Genomic DNA, 14,995 nt, shown 5'->3' with positions numbered 1-14,995 from the left:
TCGCCACTCCGGGGCTATCACACTGCCGTAACTCAGGAAGGAACGTGGAAGGAAACGCAATGGAGGACCTCAAGCCTGGCAGGGAACGATCCGGCTTCTCGGAGCGTGTCCTGCGCGGCGGCACCGAGCCTGACCCCCGGTTCACGCTGGCAAACGAACGCACCTTCCTGGCGTGGATCCGGACCGCGCTCGCGTTGCTGGCCGGAGGGGTCGCCGTCGAAGCCTTCGCGGCCGAGCTCTTCGGCGCCGGATTGCGTAAGTCGGTAGCCGTTCTGCTGCTCGTGCTCGCACTCCTGATTGGGGGCGGGTCGTTCTTCCGCTGGCTGAAGGTTGAGCGCTCCATGCGTCGCAAGGAGCCGCTTCCGCTGCCTTGGACTGCCCCGATCCTGGCAATCGGCGGCGCACTCGTGGCCGGGACAATGATGGTGTTCGTCCTCGGCCGCCCCTTCTGAGCCGTGACCTCACAACGTAGACCACCTAGCCATGGGGACCCGGGACTCCAACCGGAACGCACGGATCTGGCCTGGGGTCGCACCACCCTGTCCCTTGTGGTTGCGGCCGCAGTGTTCCTGCGTTGGATGCCTCACCACGGCTTGGTTGTGAGCGCCCTGGTCGCGGCACCGCTGGCCACAGCGCTGGCCATCATCTTCTCCCGCAAGCGACGCTTCCACCACGCAATCAACGGCATCAACCAGGAAGCCATCACTCCCGACGTCGTTTCAACCGCAGCCATCGCGGCCAGCGTCCTTGTCCTCGCCTGCCTGGGGATCTATATCGTCCTCTTCCTTCCCATGGAGCACTGACTTCCTTCCCGTGGAGCGCTGGCCCGGCAGGGACCGACGCATCAGGGCTGGGCCGGGCTCTGCTTCCGCAGATCGGCCTTTCTGATCTTTCCGCTGGCTGTGCGCGGCATCTCATCCACGAACACCACCGACTTGGGGATTTTGTAGCGCGCCAGCCTGCCCTCAAGGTGGGTCCGCAACTCGGCCTCGGTGAGCCGGGCACCGTCCCGCAGCAGCACCACGGCACGGGGAACTTCGCCCCATTTCTCGTCCGGAACCCCGATCACTGCCACGCTGCCCACGGCGTCAAGTTCGCTGATGGCCTGCTCCACTTCTGCCGGGTAGATGTTCTCGCCGCCGGAAATGATCATGTCCTTGAGCCGGTCGGCGATGAACACGAATCCTTCCTCGTCCGTGTAGGCGAGGTCGCCGGATTTGAACCAGCCGCCGTCGGCATAGGATTCGGCGGTGGCGTCGGGCCTGCGCCAGTATTCCCTAATCACGTTGGGGCCCTTGATCTGAATCTCCCCCACGGTTCCCGGTGCCGCGATGCCGGCGATCGGGTCGGCGATCCGGACATCGGTGAAGAAGTGCGGAAGCCCGGCGGAACCGGCCTTGTCACGGGACCGCGACGCGGGGAGGACCGTCGCTCCCGGGGCGGTTTCGGTCATGCCGTAACCGGTGCCGATCTGGAGCCCCCGGGACTCGTAGGCGTCGAGCACCCGCATGGGGATCGCGGATCCCCCGCAGGTGAGCTTGTTCAGCGAGCTGAGATCGGTTGTTGCCCACGCCGGGTGTTCGCAGATGAGCTGATAGGTGGTTGGGACCCCGCTCATCGTCGTGACGCTGTACTGCTCGATCAGGCTCAGGATCCTGGCCGGATCAAATCTGGATTCGAGGATGACCGTTCCGCCCTTGAGGAGCGTCGGCAGGACGCCCATGTCCAGCGACGCCACGTGGAACATCGGCGAAATCATCAGCGCCACGTCCTGCGAGGAAAAGTCGAAGTCCACGATCACGTTGATGCAGTTCCAGGTGACGTTGCCGTGGGTCAGCAGGGCGCCCTTCGGACGGCCCGTGGTCCCGGAGGTGTAGAGGATCAAGGCGCCATCGTCGAGTTCCACCGGCACATCAACGTACTGGTCCGCACCTGAGGCGAGTACCGTGTCGAAGTCCTCCGCCGCCGTCGTGCCCTGTCCGCCGGCCGCTTCGGGGGCAGCCGCCGCCCCGGCGGAATCATCCACTGAGATGCGCCAGGTGACTCCCGTGCCTGCCACGCCGGCCGTGGCGAGGCCGGCCAGGCTCCCGGCGTGGATGAGTGTTTCTGCGCCGCAGTCCTGAAGCTGGAACTGGATCTCCGGCGGGGCCAGGCGGGTGTTGAGGGGGACGAAGATGGCGCCGAGCTGGCCGCAGGCGAAGAGCGTTTCAAGGAATGACGGGTGGTTGTCGCCCAGGTAGGCCACCCGGTCCCCCTTCGTCACTCCCCTGTCCCGGAGGGCGCTGGCCAGCCGGGCGCTCCGGTCAGCGAGCTCCCCGTAGCTGGTCTCCCGGTCGCCGCTGATGAGCGCGGCCTTGCTGCCGGACTTGGGACGGCGGCGCTGCAGCCATGAGCCGATGCCAAAGTTTTCCACGGCAAATCCTTTCTGCTGTGAGGTGGGGTCGCTGATACGGACTTTGAGGGCCGGGTGTCAGGACTTCACTGTCAGGAGGTTGTTGTTCTTCGGTTCCCGGGTGAGCAGGATGAAAACGATCGACACGACGGACATGACGGCCAGGTAGGTGACCACCGAGGCAGTGTCCTGGCCGGAGTCCTTGAAGATCTGGGCCACGATGCCGGGGGTGAAGCCTGCGCCCAGGAGGGTGGCCAGTTGGTAGCCCAGTGATGCCCCGGTGTAGCGGGACGTGGTGCCGAACTGCTCGGACACAAAGGCTGCCAGAGGCCCAAACAGGGTGGAGTGGATCATCAGGCCGATGGCGAAAGCCACGAAGATCAGCATGATGCTGTTCGAGGACAGCAGCTGGAACATCGGAATGAGGTAGATGATGAACAGGACCAGTCCGCCGATCATGACCGGTCGGCGTCCCAGTTTGTCGGAGAGTTTCCCGCCCAGGATGACAAACACGATGGACAGGGCTGACGCCGCCGCAAACGCGTACAGCACGCCCTGCCGGTCCGCGCCCTTGGATACGGCGTAGGTGACGGAGAAGGTTGCCAGGACCACCTGCAGGGCGAAGCCGGCGGCGCCGGCGAGCATGGTGAAGATCAGGGTCTTGGGCCGGCGCAAAACCAGCAGCAGCGGAATGTCGCGTTTGGCGGTGATGCCCGCCTGTGCGGCCTCCATGTCAGCCTGCGCCTGTTCAGCCTTTTCCTGTTCCAGCGCAGCCTTGAAGATGGGGCTTTCGGAAACCTTGAGGCGGACGAACATGCCCACGCCCAGCAGGACAAAGGAGAGAAGGAACGGCACGCGCCAGCCCCAGCTGAGGAACTGGTCGTTGGGCAGGGCAGCGAATGCGCCCATGGCGAGTGTGCCGAGGACGGCGCCTGTGGGAGCGCCCGCATTGACGAAGGAGGCCGCGAAGCCGCGCTTGCCGGATTCGGAATGTTCCAGCGCCATGAGTGCTGCACCGCCCCACTCCCCTCCCACGGCAATGCCCTGGAAAACGCGGAGGAGGACCAGGAGCACCGCACCCCAGGGGCCCGCCACGGAGGCATCCGGGACCACACCGATTAGCGTGGACGCGATGCCCATCATCAGCATGGAGATGATCAGCATGTTCTTGCGGCCGAGCTTGTCGCCGAAGTGGCCGAAGATGATGCCGCCCAGGGGACGGGCCACGTAGCCGGCGGCGAACGTGCCGTAGGCGGCCACCACGCCCACCCAGTCGTCCATCCCGCTGAAGAAGACCTTCGGGAATACTACTGCGGCGGCGGTGGCATAAAGCAGGAAATCGTAGTACTCGATGGTGCTGCCCAGGTAGCTGGAGGCGATGACGGTGCGCGCTTCCTTGCGCCGCTCGGCAGTGCCCATGGCTTGCAGCTGGTTGACTACGGACATTGTTGTTCCTTCTTTGACTGCTGTGGAGAAAGGTTGGGGTCTACTTGTAGAACCGGGCCAGGAACTCTGCCACAACGGCGGGGCGTTCCTGCCCTTCGATTTCGATGGTGCTGGCGACTTTGATCTGGGCGCCGCCCTTGACCTCGGTGACTTCGGCGATGGTGGCCTGCATCCGGATGCGCGAGCCCACCTTCACCGGGGACGTGAAGCGGACTTTGTCCAGGCCGTAGTTGACCTTGGTGGTGACGCCCTCGACGTCGAACAGCTCGCCCCAGAACGGGATGATGAGCGAGAGGGTCAGGAAACCGTGCGCGATCGGCGCGCCGAACGGCCCGTCTTTGGCGCGCTCAGGGTCCACGTGGATCCACTGGTCGTCACCGGTCGCATCAGCGAACTTGTTGATTTGTTCCTGAGTGATCTCGATGTATTCGGTGGCGCCGAGATCGGTGCCGGAAAGGGTGAGCAGTTTGTCAAAGTCGACGACGAGGTTGGGCATCTTTGCCTCCTGGTGAGGTGTGGTTGGTTGTTTTGTTTTTGTGTAAGTACGACGGCGGCTGCCGGGCTTCCGCCGTTGGCGCCGCTCAGCGGGTGGTTGGCGCCGCTCAGCGGGTGAAGGCGCTTTCGCCGGTGAGGGCCCGGCCGATGATGAGTGCGTTGATCTCGTGGGTTCCCTCGTAGGAATAGACGGCTTCGGCGTCCGCATGGAAGCGGGCAACGTCGGTGTCCAGGGTGATGCCGTTGCCGCCCACCACCTCGCGGGCCAGAGCCACTGTTTCGCGCATCAGCAACGACGTCTGCATTTTGGCCAGGGCTGAGTCCTGGTCGCGGTAGATGCCCTTGGCCTGCTGTTCGGTCAGCCGCACCACCAGGGACAGGGAGGACGTGACGTTCCCGAGCATCCGGGCGAGTTTCTCCTGGACCAGCTGGAACGAGCCGAGGCTCCGGCCGAACTGCTTACGCTCATTGACGTAGCCCAGGGCCGCTTCGAACGCGCCGGCCTGGAGGCCGGTGGCGATCCATGCGACGTCCGAGCGCATGGCCCGCAGCATCGCCGCGACGTCGCGGAAGGAGTTCACGTTGTGCAGGCGCATGACCTCGGGCACCCTGACCCCGGTGAGGGTGATGTGGGCGTTCTGCATCATCCGCAGGGACGTCTTGCCGTGGATCTTCTCCAGCGTCACCCCGGGCGCCTCCCGCTCGACGAGGAAGGCTTTTACCTGTCCGTCCGCCACATCCCGGGCGAACACGGCCAGGACATCCGCGGTGGAAGCGCCGCCGATCCAGCGCTTCTCGCCGTCCAGGATCCAGCCGTCCCCCTCGCGCCGTGCCGTGGCGGACAGTCCGCCGGCAATGTCCGAACCGGACTCGGGTTCGGTGAGTGAGAAGACACCCTTGAGCGAGAAGTCGATCACCCTTGGCATCCACTCCCGCTGCTGGGCCTCGGAGGCGCCCACACGGATGGCTGTGCGGAAAAGCCCCGCCTGTGCGGTGTACCAGGTGGCCAGCGAAGCGTCCGTGCGGGCGAGTTCGAAGATCCGGAAGCCCTGGTAGATGCCGCGGGCCGGAACAGGTTGAGCACCGGAGGCCCCGCCCGTCAGTTCGGCCGGTTCCATCAGGTCCAGGTCGATCAGCGGCTGGCCCAATTCGGCGGGGAACTCGCCGCGCTCCCAGTGATCGGCCAGCAGCGGGTGCGCCTTCTCGTCCAGGAAGCTGCGAAGCCTGCCCAGGACCCGGCGTTCGCCGTCGGTCAGCAGCGATTCGGCGTCGTAGTAGTCACAGACGCCGTACAGTCGTTCCGGGCTTGCCGTTGCCTGACCTGCGGCCAGGGTGGTTTCGGTGCGCATCTCAGCCTCCGAGCCCGAGCAGGCGGACGGCGTTGTGCTTGAGGATTTTGGGCCGGACCTCGTCCTTCAGGGGGAGGTCCGCGAACGCGCCGAGCCACTTCTGGGGAGTGATCAGCGGGAAGTCGGTGCCGAACAGAACCTTGTCCTGCAAGACCGAGTTGGACATCCGCACCAGGGACTCCGGGAAGTACTTTGGTGACCAGCCCGACAGGTCAATGAAGACATTGGCCTTGTGGGTGGCGATGGAGTTGGCCTCGTCCTGCCACGGCACCGAGGGGTGGGCCATGATGATCTGCAGTTCGGGGAAATCGGCTGCCACTGCATCAAGCAGGAGCGGGTTGGAGTAGCCCAGTTTGATGCCGTAACCGCCGGGAAGGCCTGCGCCCATGCCGTTCTGGCCGGTGTGGAAGATCGCGGGCAGTCCGAGTTCCTGGAGTGTTTCCCAGAGAGGGTAGAACTGCTCGTTGGAGGGGTCGAAGCCCTGCAGGGAGGGGTGGAACTTGAAACCGCGGGCCCCGAGTTCAATGGCCTGGTGCTTGGCCCTGGCGATCGCTTCTTCCCCGGTGCGCGGGTCCACGCTGCCGAACGGAATGAGCACATCGTTGTTCCTCGCGGCGCCCGCGATCAGGTCCGGGATGCTGTTCGGCTCGTGCTTGAGCTGGGTCCGCGCGTCCACGGTGAACACGACGGCGGCCATGTTCAGTTCCCGGTAGGTTTCAGCGATGCGGTCAAGGGACGGGGAACGGTCCTCGGCTTTGAAGTACTTCGCGGACGCCTCGGTCAGGGCCGGCGGCAGCGATTCATGGCCGTGGCCGTCCACCTCCAGGTGAACGTGCATGTCAATCGCATCGACTTTGGCGGCATCGATGCCGAGTTCGTAACGCATACAGATGTCCTTAAGTCAGGTGGCCGGAGCAGGGTGGCTAGCGGGTCGGGGCCGGCTCGGGCTTGAGCTCCTCGGGCAGCGGGAGGAATTCCTCGCCGTAGCTCTGGAGCGTGTCGGCGTTGAACAGCTCACCGGCGTTCTCGAGCAGGGCGTCGTAGCTCCACCCGCCCTCGCGGTATTCGGTGGTGGCTGCCTCGGGGTGCGTCCAAACCTGCAGCCGGTCTCCGCCGGCACCGATGACCTGCCCGGTGATCCCTGCCGCGGCATCGGAGGCGAGGAACGCAACCAGGCCGGCGACGTCGTCGGCCGTTCCGAAGCCCAGGTCATGCCGGAAGAAGGAGGGCATGACTTCGCCGCGCTCGTCGGCTTCAACGGCCTTCTGGAAGTACGGGACCGTTTTGGTCATGGCGGTGGCGGCCACGGGAATCACGCTGTTGACCGTGACGCCGGCCTTCTTCATTTCCAGGGCCCAGGTGCGGACCATGCCCACGATGCCGGCCTTGGCTGCCGCGTAGTTGGTCTGGCCGAAGTTGCCGCGCTGGCCCGTAGGGGAACCGATGGTGATGATCCTGCCCGGGATGTTGTTTTCCTTGAAGTAGGCGAATGCCTCGCGGACGCAGGTGAAGGTGCCCTTCAGATGGACGTTGATGACCAGGTCGAAGTCCTCGTCGGTCATCTTCAGGAGGGACTTGTCCCGCAGGATGCCCGCGTTGGTCACCAGGATGTCCAGGCGGCCGAAGGCTTTGACGGCGCCTTCTACCAGCGCCTTGGCGGCTTCGGTGCTGCCCACCGGAGCGACGACGGCGGTGGCGCGGCCTCCGTCTGCCTCAATTTGGGCCACAGCCTGGGCGGCCGTGTCGGCGTTGACGTCGTTGATGACGACGGCGGCCCCCTGGCGTGCGAGTTCCCGGGCGTAGGCGAGGCCAAGTCCCTGACCGCTTCCGGTGACGATTGCTACTTTCCCTGACAGGCTCATCGCTGCTCCTTTGCATTGCGCCCTTGCGGCGGATTCCCCGGGAGGCCGGCATGTGATGCCCGTCTCCCTTGTCTGGTTCAATAAGAAACCAAATCCTTGAAAAAGTCAATCATTTATTTCTGCATCCAAACTTGCGCTGCTTCCGACCCGCGCCGCGGGTCCGGAATTTCCGCCAACACGGCGTTCGGTGGGATCATTGAATAATTCAACGAAGCAGCCCGCCGGCCCGAAAGGCATCATGACACTCCAGGCAACGGACGCCGCCGTAAACTCCAGCGAGCCTTCCTCGAGACTGGCGGAATCCAGCATCAGCAATGACATGGGTTTCCTGCTGGCCAAGCTGCACGCGGCCGGAAGTGTGCTGAACAATGCCGCCCTGGCCGAGTTCGGGCTGAAAGAGCGCTCCTACTCGGTGCTCGCGCTGGCCTGCGGCAACCTCGGCCCTACGCAGCGGGAGCTGGCTGAGTTCCTCAGCCTTGACCCCAGCCAGATTGTCGCCCTCATTGACGAACTGGAGCAGCGCGGCCTGGTGGAACGGAAGCCGGGGGTTTCGGACCGGCGGCAGAAGCTGGTGGCCGCCACCGCGGAAGGCCGGAAGGTCCACGGCTCGGCACAGAAGGCCACCAAGGCCGCCGAAGCCCGGCACCTGAGCATGCTCTCCGAGCGGGAAGTGGCCTCGCTGCGGGCAATCCTCCGCAAGGCCGTGTGGGCCGAAGAGACGCCCGCTTAAGAGTGCCCTGCGGCAGGTCCGCTGTGGATTGTCCGGCTATGCCACCCGGCAGGATTCCGCGGAAGACTACACACGGGAGAACTGGAGCCTCCTGTCAGATTCGAACTGACGACCCCCGCTTTACAAGAGCGGTGCTCTGGCCAACTGAGCTAAGGAGGCGCACCCATACCGGGTGTGCGCCTGAACGGCGCTAGATAAGGTTAGCCCAAGTCCGCCCGCTCGTAAAAACGCGCGCACCGCCGTCGTCAATGGCCCAGCGCAGCGCGGCCCACAAAGAAACGACAATGGCCCGGCCCCGGAGCGAACCGGGACCGGGCCATTTTTCAGCTGGGCTGCGGACGGATCAGCCCTTCGCGGCGATCGCGGCCTGGAGGAAGTCCGGGAACGGGGTCTGGGCGCTGGCGCCCTTGCCCCACTGCTGGCCATCAACAAACACGGTGGGCGTGCCGGTCACACCGATGGCGGCGGCTTCCTTGGTGGTGAACTTCACGAACGGGCGGTAGGTCTTATCATCCACACAGGTGTCGATGGGCTTGGCCCCGACGTCGGTGGCCATCTTCTTCAGGTCATTGTCGGAGATGCCCGCGGAGCCTTCGGCAGGCTGCTTGGCGAAGAGCGCATCAACGAAGGCGGCGTACTTTTCCGGGGACTCATTCACAACGCAGGCGGCCGCGTTGGCTGCACGGGAGGAGTAGTTGGTGGAGGACCGGCTGTCCAGGAAGCCAAGGGCGCGGTATTCGACGCTGATCTTGCCCTCGTTGCGCAGCGAGGTCAGCTGCTCGTTGTACTGGGCCTCGAAGTTTTTGCAGACCGGGCAGATGAAGTCGATGTACAGGACCACCTTGACCGGCTTGCCGGCTTCGGCCTGGGCGCCCGGCGCAACCACCTCGGCAGGGGCGGCCTGCGGCGGTTCACCCACGGACGCGGCGTCAACGGTGGCCGGTTCGGACTTGGCAACCTCGGAGTTGGCGAGCAATGTGATGCCGCCGTGAATGTTGCCGTTGGCCGGAGTTGGTCCCTGATCGGCGATGGGCGCGTTCTGCCGCATCGTCGTGGTCACCACCAGAGCCACCACCGCAAGGATGGCCACCACGGCCACCACGATGCCCCAGCCGATCAGCAGCTTGTTGCGCTTGTCCTTCTTAAGCTGGGCCTCCCGGATCAGGCGGGCCTTCTCGCGCGCCTCCGAAGTGCGCTCAGCCTTGGACTTACGTATTTCATTTGCGGGGCTCATGTGTTCCTAGGGTCGATCGACATAGGGGGACCACTCTGTGGCGACTCCATCCATTTTAGGACAGAAACCTGAGAGCTTGCCTTTTCAAGTATTAGTCCCTGATACCGGCGGACGAATGGCCCCGAAGTATCCATCCTATTAAGGTGGCTTAAAGGCACAAGCAACCCCAGGGGGCCGCAATGCAAACACCCGTCCAGGAAAAACCTACAGCCGTACCCGAAGGCCACCCGGCCCCGCGCGGCCACCGGTCGCCCACCAAGTACGACTTTATGGTGGTGTCCAACAGGCTGCCTGTTGACCGCACCGCGCCCGGTGAGAGCGGAGACGACGGCTCCGGCTGGCGCCGCTCCCCCGGCGGGCTGGTGACAGCCCTCGCCCCCATGATGACCAAAACGGACGGCGCGTGGGTGGGCTGGCACGGCGCCCCGGACGAAACCGTCAAGCCCTTCAGCCACGGCGGCATGGACCTGGTCCCGGTCCAGCTGAGCACGGACGACGTCGAGCTCTACTACGAGGGCTTCTCCAACGCGACCCTGTGGCCGCTCTACCACGACGTCATCGCCCCGCCCGAGTTCCACCGGACGTGGTGGGACGCGTACCGCAAGGTCAATCAGCGGTTCGCCGACGCCGTCGTGCACCACGCGGACCACGGTGCCACGGTGTGGGTCCAGGACTACCAGCTGCAGCTTGTGCCGCGGCTGCTCCGCGAGGCGCGGCCGGACCTGAGGATCGGGTTCTTCAACCACATCCCTTTCCCGCCGCCGGAAATCTTCGCCCAGCTGCCCTGGCGCAAGGCCATCATCGACGGCCTGATGGGAGCCGACCTCGTCGGCTTCCAGCGCCCCAGCGACGCCGGCAACTTCATGCGTTCCGCCCGCCGGTTCCTTGGCGCCAGCGTTAAGCAGCAGCAGGTGCATGTGAAGGGCCACGACGGCAAAATCACCCACATCGCACGGGCCCAGGCCTTCCCCATTTCCATTGACGTCGCCCACATCAATGAACTGGCGCACAAGCCGGAGATCATCGAACGGGCCCGCCAGATCCGCCAGGACCTCGGCAACCCCAAGACCGTCCTGCTGGGTGTCGACCGCCTGGACTACACCAAGGGCATCCGGCACCGGCTCAAGGCGTTTGAGGAGCTCCTCAACGAAGGCAAGCTGGCCGTCACCGATGCCACGCTGATCCAGGTGGCCAGCCCCAGCCGGGAACGGGTGGAGCAGTACCGGCTCCTGCGCGAGGAGATCGAGGGCACGGTGGGCCACATCAACGGCACCTACGACACCATCCAAAACACGGCCGTGCGCTACCTGCACCACAGCTACCCGGTGGAGGAGATGGTGGCGCTGTACCTCGCCGCGGACGTCATGCTGGTCACGGCCCTGCGTGACGGCATGAACCTCGTGGCCAAGGAGTACGTCACCGCCCGCAAGGACAACGACGGCGCCCTCGTGCTCAGCGAGTTCGCCGGCGCGGCCGACCAGCTGAAGCAGGCACTGCTGATGAATCCGCATGATATCGACGGCCTCAAGGACACCATCATGCACGCGGTCAACATGTCCCCGCGGGAGGCTGCACGCCGCATGCGCGCCATGCGCAAGCAGATCCTGGAGCACGACGTCGACCACTGGTCGGCGGATTTCCTCGCCGCCCTGAACGAAAAGGTTGTCCGCGATGACTCCTGAAAGCCGCCCCGCCAAGCATCCCCTCGCCCTGTCCCCCGAACTCCGGGAGGCCGTCCGGCGCATCGCCGGGACCGACCACCTGCTGGTGGCTTTGGACTTCGACGGCACCATTTCCCCGATTGTGGACCGCGCCGGAGACGCCCGCCCGCTCCCGCGTTCGGCTACCGCCCTCGCCGGGCTGGCCGCCCTTCCGCGCACGACGACGGCGCTCCTCTCAGGCCGTGCCCTCGCCTCCCTGCGTGCGGTGGCGTCGCCCCCGGTGGACACCCTGCTGATCGGCAGCCACGGGGCTGAAGCCTGGCTCGGCCCCGGCTCCACGGAGCTGACCCTCGACGAGGACCAGCGAATCCTGCTCGCCGAAGTACGCGGCCTGCTTGAGGAAATCGTGGAGCAGGCGCCGGGCACGCTGCTGGAAGACAAGCCCGCCGGCGTGGTCCTGCACACCCGCCTCGCTGAGGACGACGTCGCCGAGGACGCGGTGGCTGCGGCCCGTTCCCTCCTCCAGGACCACAAAGGCGTGTTCCTGAAAACCGGCAAGCGCGTCCTGGAAACCTCTGTGGTCAACGCGTCCAAGGGGGAAGGCCTGACCTTCCTGCGCCAGATTACGGGGGCGACGGCGGTCCTCTTCGCCGGAGACGATGTCACCGACGAGGATGCCCTGGGCCGGCTTGAGCCCGGCGATGTGGGCGTGAAGGTCGGACTGGACTTCACCCAGGCAGAGTTCCGGGTGGAGTCGCCGGTTCACGTGGCGGAACTGCTGGAGGCGCTGCTGCAGGAGCGGAGCCTGGTGGTGGCCGAAGAAGAACCCGGGCCCGCCTGAGCCTGGACCGCATGGTCAACCTCACATGTGACCTCCGTAACATTTGCAACAATAACCACGGCGTCTGACATACTCTTGGTTGTGATGTGGCGCACAGAACCGTGCGGCGTCACGCGATACTCCTCGGCTTCGGCCGGGGAGTACACGGCTGCAATGCCGTGGATAACTGAATTACATGACCATTCACTACGGATCGTCCGGCACGTACCTGCCGGTGAAGGGATTGATAACTGTGGCTACAGTTACTTTTGATAACGCTACGCGTCTGTACCCGGGCACAGAAAAGCCCGCTGTTGACAAGCTCAACATTGAAATCGCCGATGGCGAGTTCCTGGTCCTCGTTGGACCCTCCGGTTGCGGTAAATCCACCTCCCTGCGCATGCTCGCCGGCCTTGAGGACGTCAATGCGGGCCGGATCCTGATCGGCGACCGTGACGTCACCGATGTTCCGCCGAAGGACCGCGACATCGCAATGGTGTTCCAGAACTACGCTCTCTACCCGCACATGACTGTTGCGGACAACATGGGCTTCGCGTTGAAGATTGCCGGCGTCTCCAAGGAGGAGCGCGCCGAGCGCGTCCGTGAAGCAGCCAAGCTTCTTGACCTTGAGCCGTACCTGGACCGCAAGCCGAAGGCACTCTCCGGCGGTCAGCGCCAGCGTGTTGCCATGGGCCGCGCCATCGTCCGTAACCCGCAGGTCTTCCTCATGGACGAACCGCTCTCCAACCTGGACGCCAAGCTGCGTGTCCAGACGCGTACGCAGATCGCGTCCCTGACCCGCCGCCTGGGCGTCACCACCGTCTACGTCACCCACGACCAGGTCGAGGCCATGACCATGGGCGACCGCGTCGCCGTGCTGAAGGACGGCCTGCTGATGCAGGTTGACACCCCGCGCAACCTCTACGACAAGCCCAAGAACGTCTTCGTGGCCGGCTTCATCGGCTCCCCCGCCATGAACCTGCTGGAACTTCCCGTCGTCGACGGCGGTGTCCAGTTCGGCGGAACGGTCTACCCCGTGCCGCACAACGTCCTCGAAGAGGCCCATGGCAGCACCGTCACCCTGGGCAGCCGGCCGGAAGACCTCGAAGCCGCCCCGCAGGGCGAGGGCCTCAAGGTTGAAGTGGACGTTGTTGAAGAGCTCGGCGCCGACGCCTACGTTTACGGCCACACCACGCTGGACGGCAAGGACCACGACATCGTGGCACGCGTCGACGGCCGCCGCCCTCCGATGAAGGGCGAGTCCATCTACGTCCGTCCGCAGTCCGGCCACGTGCACCTGTTCGACACCAAGACCGGCCTGCGCCTGGGCGACTAGTCCCCACCGGCGCCTTGGCCACCCGGTGATCGAGACTCTCGAGAACCACTGAACGACGGCGGCCCTCCCCCACAACGGGAGGGCCGCCGTCGTTCGTTGAAGGCATTTTGCCACTGGCACCCTGATGTACGAAAGAATTGACTCATGACCGATGAAAACAGCGCCCAGTGGCACGATGAGCCCACCGACTACGCGCAGGTGGGCAAACTGCCACGGTTTGAGGCGGCAAGCGCCAATGATTCCAAACTCGCCGCCGTCTCGAGTTCGCTGAGCATCACGGCGGCCGCGGCGGATCCCGAACTCCTTGACCTGCCCTGGCACATCGCGTTGGAGGACTGGCCCGCGGAGAACCTCGCGGCCCTCCCCCGCGGCATCTCACGCCACATTGTGCGGTTCGCGCATCTGGGTGGCTCCGTCATTGCCATCAAGGAAACGTCGGAGCACATCGCCCGGCATGAATACCACATGCTCCGTAAGCTGGCGCGCCTGGATGTCCCGTGTGTGGACCCGGTGGCGGTCATCACCGGCCGCACCACCGTGGACGGGCGGCCGCTGAACCCGGTGCTGGTCACGCGCCACCTGAAGTTCTCCATGCCGTACCGCGCCCTGTTCTCCCAGATGCTGCGCAAGGACACCCTGACCCGACTCATCGACGCCCAGGCGCTCCTGATGGTCCGGTTGCACCTGGTGGGCTTCTACTGGGGCGACGTTTCGCTGTCCAACACGCTGTTCCGCCGTGATGCCGGCGCCTTTGCCGCCTATCTGGTGGATGCCGAAACGGGCGAGCTGTACCCTGACCTGTCCACGGGCCAGCGCGAATATGACCTTGAGATCGCCCGGGTCAATATCGCCGGTGAGCTGATGGACCTCCTGGATGGTGGCCTCATCGAGGAGAAGGTGGACCCGGTAGCCACCAGTGAACTCATCATGGAAAGTTACCGCCGGCTCTGGGCAGAACTGACGGAGAAGGAGTCCTTCGAACTCGGCGAACGCTGGCGTGTGGCCGCCCGCATCCGGCGGCTCAACGAACTCGGCTTCGACGTCGAGGAATACGCCATCAAGACCACCCAGAACGGGACCACCATCCAGCTCCAGCCCAAGGTGGTGGACGCCGGCCACCACATGCGCCGGCTGCTCCGCCTGACCGGGCTGGATGCCCAGGAAAACCAGGCCAGGCGCCTGCTCAATGACATGGACACCTTCCGGGCGGACAACAACCCGGGGATGGACGAGGAATACAGCGCCCATCTGTGGGTCAGCCAGGTGTTCGAACCAATCGTCCGGTCCATCCCCCGCGACCTGTCCCGCAAGCTGGAGCCTGCCGAGGCCGTGCACGAGGTCCTGGAACACCGCTGGTACATGTCCGAGGAGCAGGCCCGCCACATCCCCCTCGCCGAGGCTGTGCAGTCCTACATCGATTCGATCCTTCGCCACCGCCGCGACGAGGCCGCTATCATGCTCAACCCGGACACCGGCATGCTGAAGATCCTCGAAGCGGAGAACGAGGAGTCCCGGTACGGGGATGAGGAAACCATCGACGAGTATCCGGACGTCGACGACTAAGACCCGCCGGGGCTGCAGCACGCTTGGGTTAAAACCCAACTAGGTAGCAGTAAGTGTCGTTATGGGCGCTCAAAACGACACTTACTGCTACCCAGTTTCGTAAATGC

General features: G+C 64.9%; 14 protein-coding genes and 1 tRNA gene. 7 read left to right on the top strand and 8 right to left on the bottom strand.

Annotation, left to right across the window (positions count from 1 at the left end):
• The first annotated feature begins 59 nt into the window (after positions 1–59).
• Both SBP01_RS03770 and SBP01_RS19735 read left to right on the top strand, forming a co-directional pair.
• The gene (locus SBP01_RS03770; RefSeq protein ID WP_320538278.1) at positions 60–452 is read left to right on the top strand and encodes a YidH family protein; all 393 of its coding nucleotides are present in this window, start codon (positions 60–62) and stop codon (positions 450–452) included.
• Positions 453–455: 3 nt separating this feature from the next.
• Positions 456–803 carry a DUF202 domain-containing protein gene (locus SBP01_RS19735; RefSeq protein WP_414004259.1) on the top strand — a complete coding sequence of 116 codons (348 nt, stop codon included), beginning with the start codon at positions 456–458 and terminating at the stop codon, positions 801–803.
• 41 nt (positions 804–844) lie between these two features.
• Here SBP01_RS19735 and SBP01_RS03755 read toward each other — a convergent pair whose 3' ends face one another.
• The 6 genes from SBP01_RS03755 to SBP01_RS03730 form a co-directional block, all read right to left on the bottom strand.
• On the bottom strand, positions 845–2,413 hold the full coding sequence (locus SBP01_RS03755) for a long-chain fatty acid--CoA ligase (RefSeq protein WP_320537522.1): 1,569 nt from the start codon (positions 2,411–2,413) through the stop codon (positions 845–847).
• A gap of 57 nt (positions 2,414–2,470) precedes the next feature.
• The gene (locus SBP01_RS03750; protein WP_320537521.1) at positions 2,471–3,838 is read right to left on the bottom strand and encodes an MFS transporter; all 1,368 of its coding nucleotides are present in this window, start codon (positions 3,836–3,838) and stop codon (positions 2,471–2,473) included.
• A gap of 40 nt (positions 3,839–3,878) precedes the next feature.
• Positions 3,879–4,334, bottom strand: a complete 456-nt coding sequence (locus tag SBP01_RS03745; protein WP_320537520.1) for a MaoC family dehydratase — start codon at positions 4,332–4,334, stop codon at positions 3,879–3,881.
• A 106-nt stretch (positions 4,335–4,440) separates the two neighbouring features.
• The gene (locus tag SBP01_RS03740; protein WP_320537519.1) at positions 4,441–5,682 is read right to left on the bottom strand and encodes an acyl-CoA dehydrogenase family protein; all 1,242 of its coding nucleotides are present in this window, start codon (positions 5,680–5,682) and stop codon (positions 4,441–4,443) included.
• Between the two features lies 1 nt (position 5,683).
• Complete coding sequence (locus tag SBP01_RS03735) at positions 5,684–6,574, bottom strand: amidohydrolase family protein (protein ID WP_320538277.1); 891 nt, start codon at positions 6,572–6,574, stop codon at positions 5,684–5,686.
• 31 nt (positions 6,575–6,605) lie between these two features.
• A complete protein-coding gene (locus SBP01_RS03730; RefSeq protein WP_275214604.1) occupies positions 6,606–7,544 on the bottom strand; it encodes an SDR family NAD(P)-dependent oxidoreductase in 939 nt (312 codons plus the stop codon).
• Between the two features lie 238 nt (positions 7,545–7,782).
• Between SBP01_RS03730 and SBP01_RS03725 the strand changes: the two genes are divergently transcribed.
• The gene (locus tag SBP01_RS03725) at positions 7,783–8,274 is read left to right on the top strand and encodes a MarR family winged helix-turn-helix transcriptional regulator (protein WP_275214605.1); all 492 of its coding nucleotides are present in this window, start codon (positions 7,783–7,785) and stop codon (positions 8,272–8,274) included.
• An 82-nt stretch (positions 8,275–8,356) separates the two neighbouring features.
• Here the strand turns inward: SBP01_RS03725 and SBP01_RS03720 are convergent.
• Both SBP01_RS03720 and SBP01_RS03715 read right to left on the bottom strand, forming a co-directional pair.
• A tRNA-Thr gene (locus SBP01_RS03720) sits at positions 8,357–8,433 on the bottom strand.
• Positions 8,434–8,617: 184 nt separating this feature from the next.
• Positions 8,618–9,508, bottom strand: coding sequence for a DsbA family protein (locus SBP01_RS03715; RefSeq protein WP_275214606.1), 891 nt, complete (start codon positions 9,506–9,508; stop codon positions 8,618–8,620).
• 179 nt (positions 9,509–9,687) lie between these two features.
• On the opposite strand from SBP01_RS03715, the gene SBP01_RS03710 reads away from it, so the two are divergent.
• The 4 genes from SBP01_RS03710 to SBP01_RS03695 all read left to right on the top strand — a co-directional run bounded on the left by SBP01_RS03710 (position 9,688) and on the right by SBP01_RS03695 (position 14,888).
• Positions 9,688–11,190 carry an alpha,alpha-trehalose-phosphate synthase (UDP-forming) gene (locus SBP01_RS03710; protein WP_275214607.1) on the top strand — a complete coding sequence of 501 codons (1,503 nt, stop codon included), beginning with the start codon at positions 9,688–9,690 and terminating at the stop codon, positions 11,188–11,190.
• Positions 11,180–12,010 (top strand): trehalose-phosphatase, encoded by an 831-nt coding sequence (gene otsB / locus SBP01_RS03705; RefSeq protein ID WP_275214608.1) that lies wholly within the window; start codon positions 11,180–11,182, stop codon positions 12,008–12,010. Before SBP01_RS03710 ends, otsB begins: the two co-directional genes overlap by 11 nt.
• Before the next feature lie 232 nt (positions 12,011–12,242).
• Positions 12,243–13,325: a sn-glycerol-3-phosphate ABC transporter ATP-binding protein UgpC gene (locus SBP01_RS03700; RefSeq protein WP_320537518.1), complete on the top strand. Its 1,083-nt coding sequence runs from the start codon at positions 12,243–12,245 to the stop codon at positions 13,323–13,325.
• 144 nt (positions 13,326–13,469) lie between these two features.
• On the top strand, positions 13,470–14,888 hold the full coding sequence (locus SBP01_RS03695) for a DUF4032 domain-containing protein (protein ID WP_275214610.1): 1,419 nt from the start codon (positions 13,470–13,472) through the stop codon (positions 14,886–14,888).
• The last annotated feature ends 107 nt before the right edge of the window (positions 14,889–14,995 follow it).

The organism is Pseudarthrobacter sp. IC2-21 (assembly GCF_034048115.1).
Taxonomy (GTDB): Bacteria; Actinomycetota; Actinomycetes; order Actinomycetales; family Micrococcaceae; genus Arthrobacter; species Arthrobacter naphthalenicus.
The sequence above is the reverse complement of the archived record's forward strand: the minus strand, read 5'-3'. Positions and strand labels throughout refer to the sequence as shown.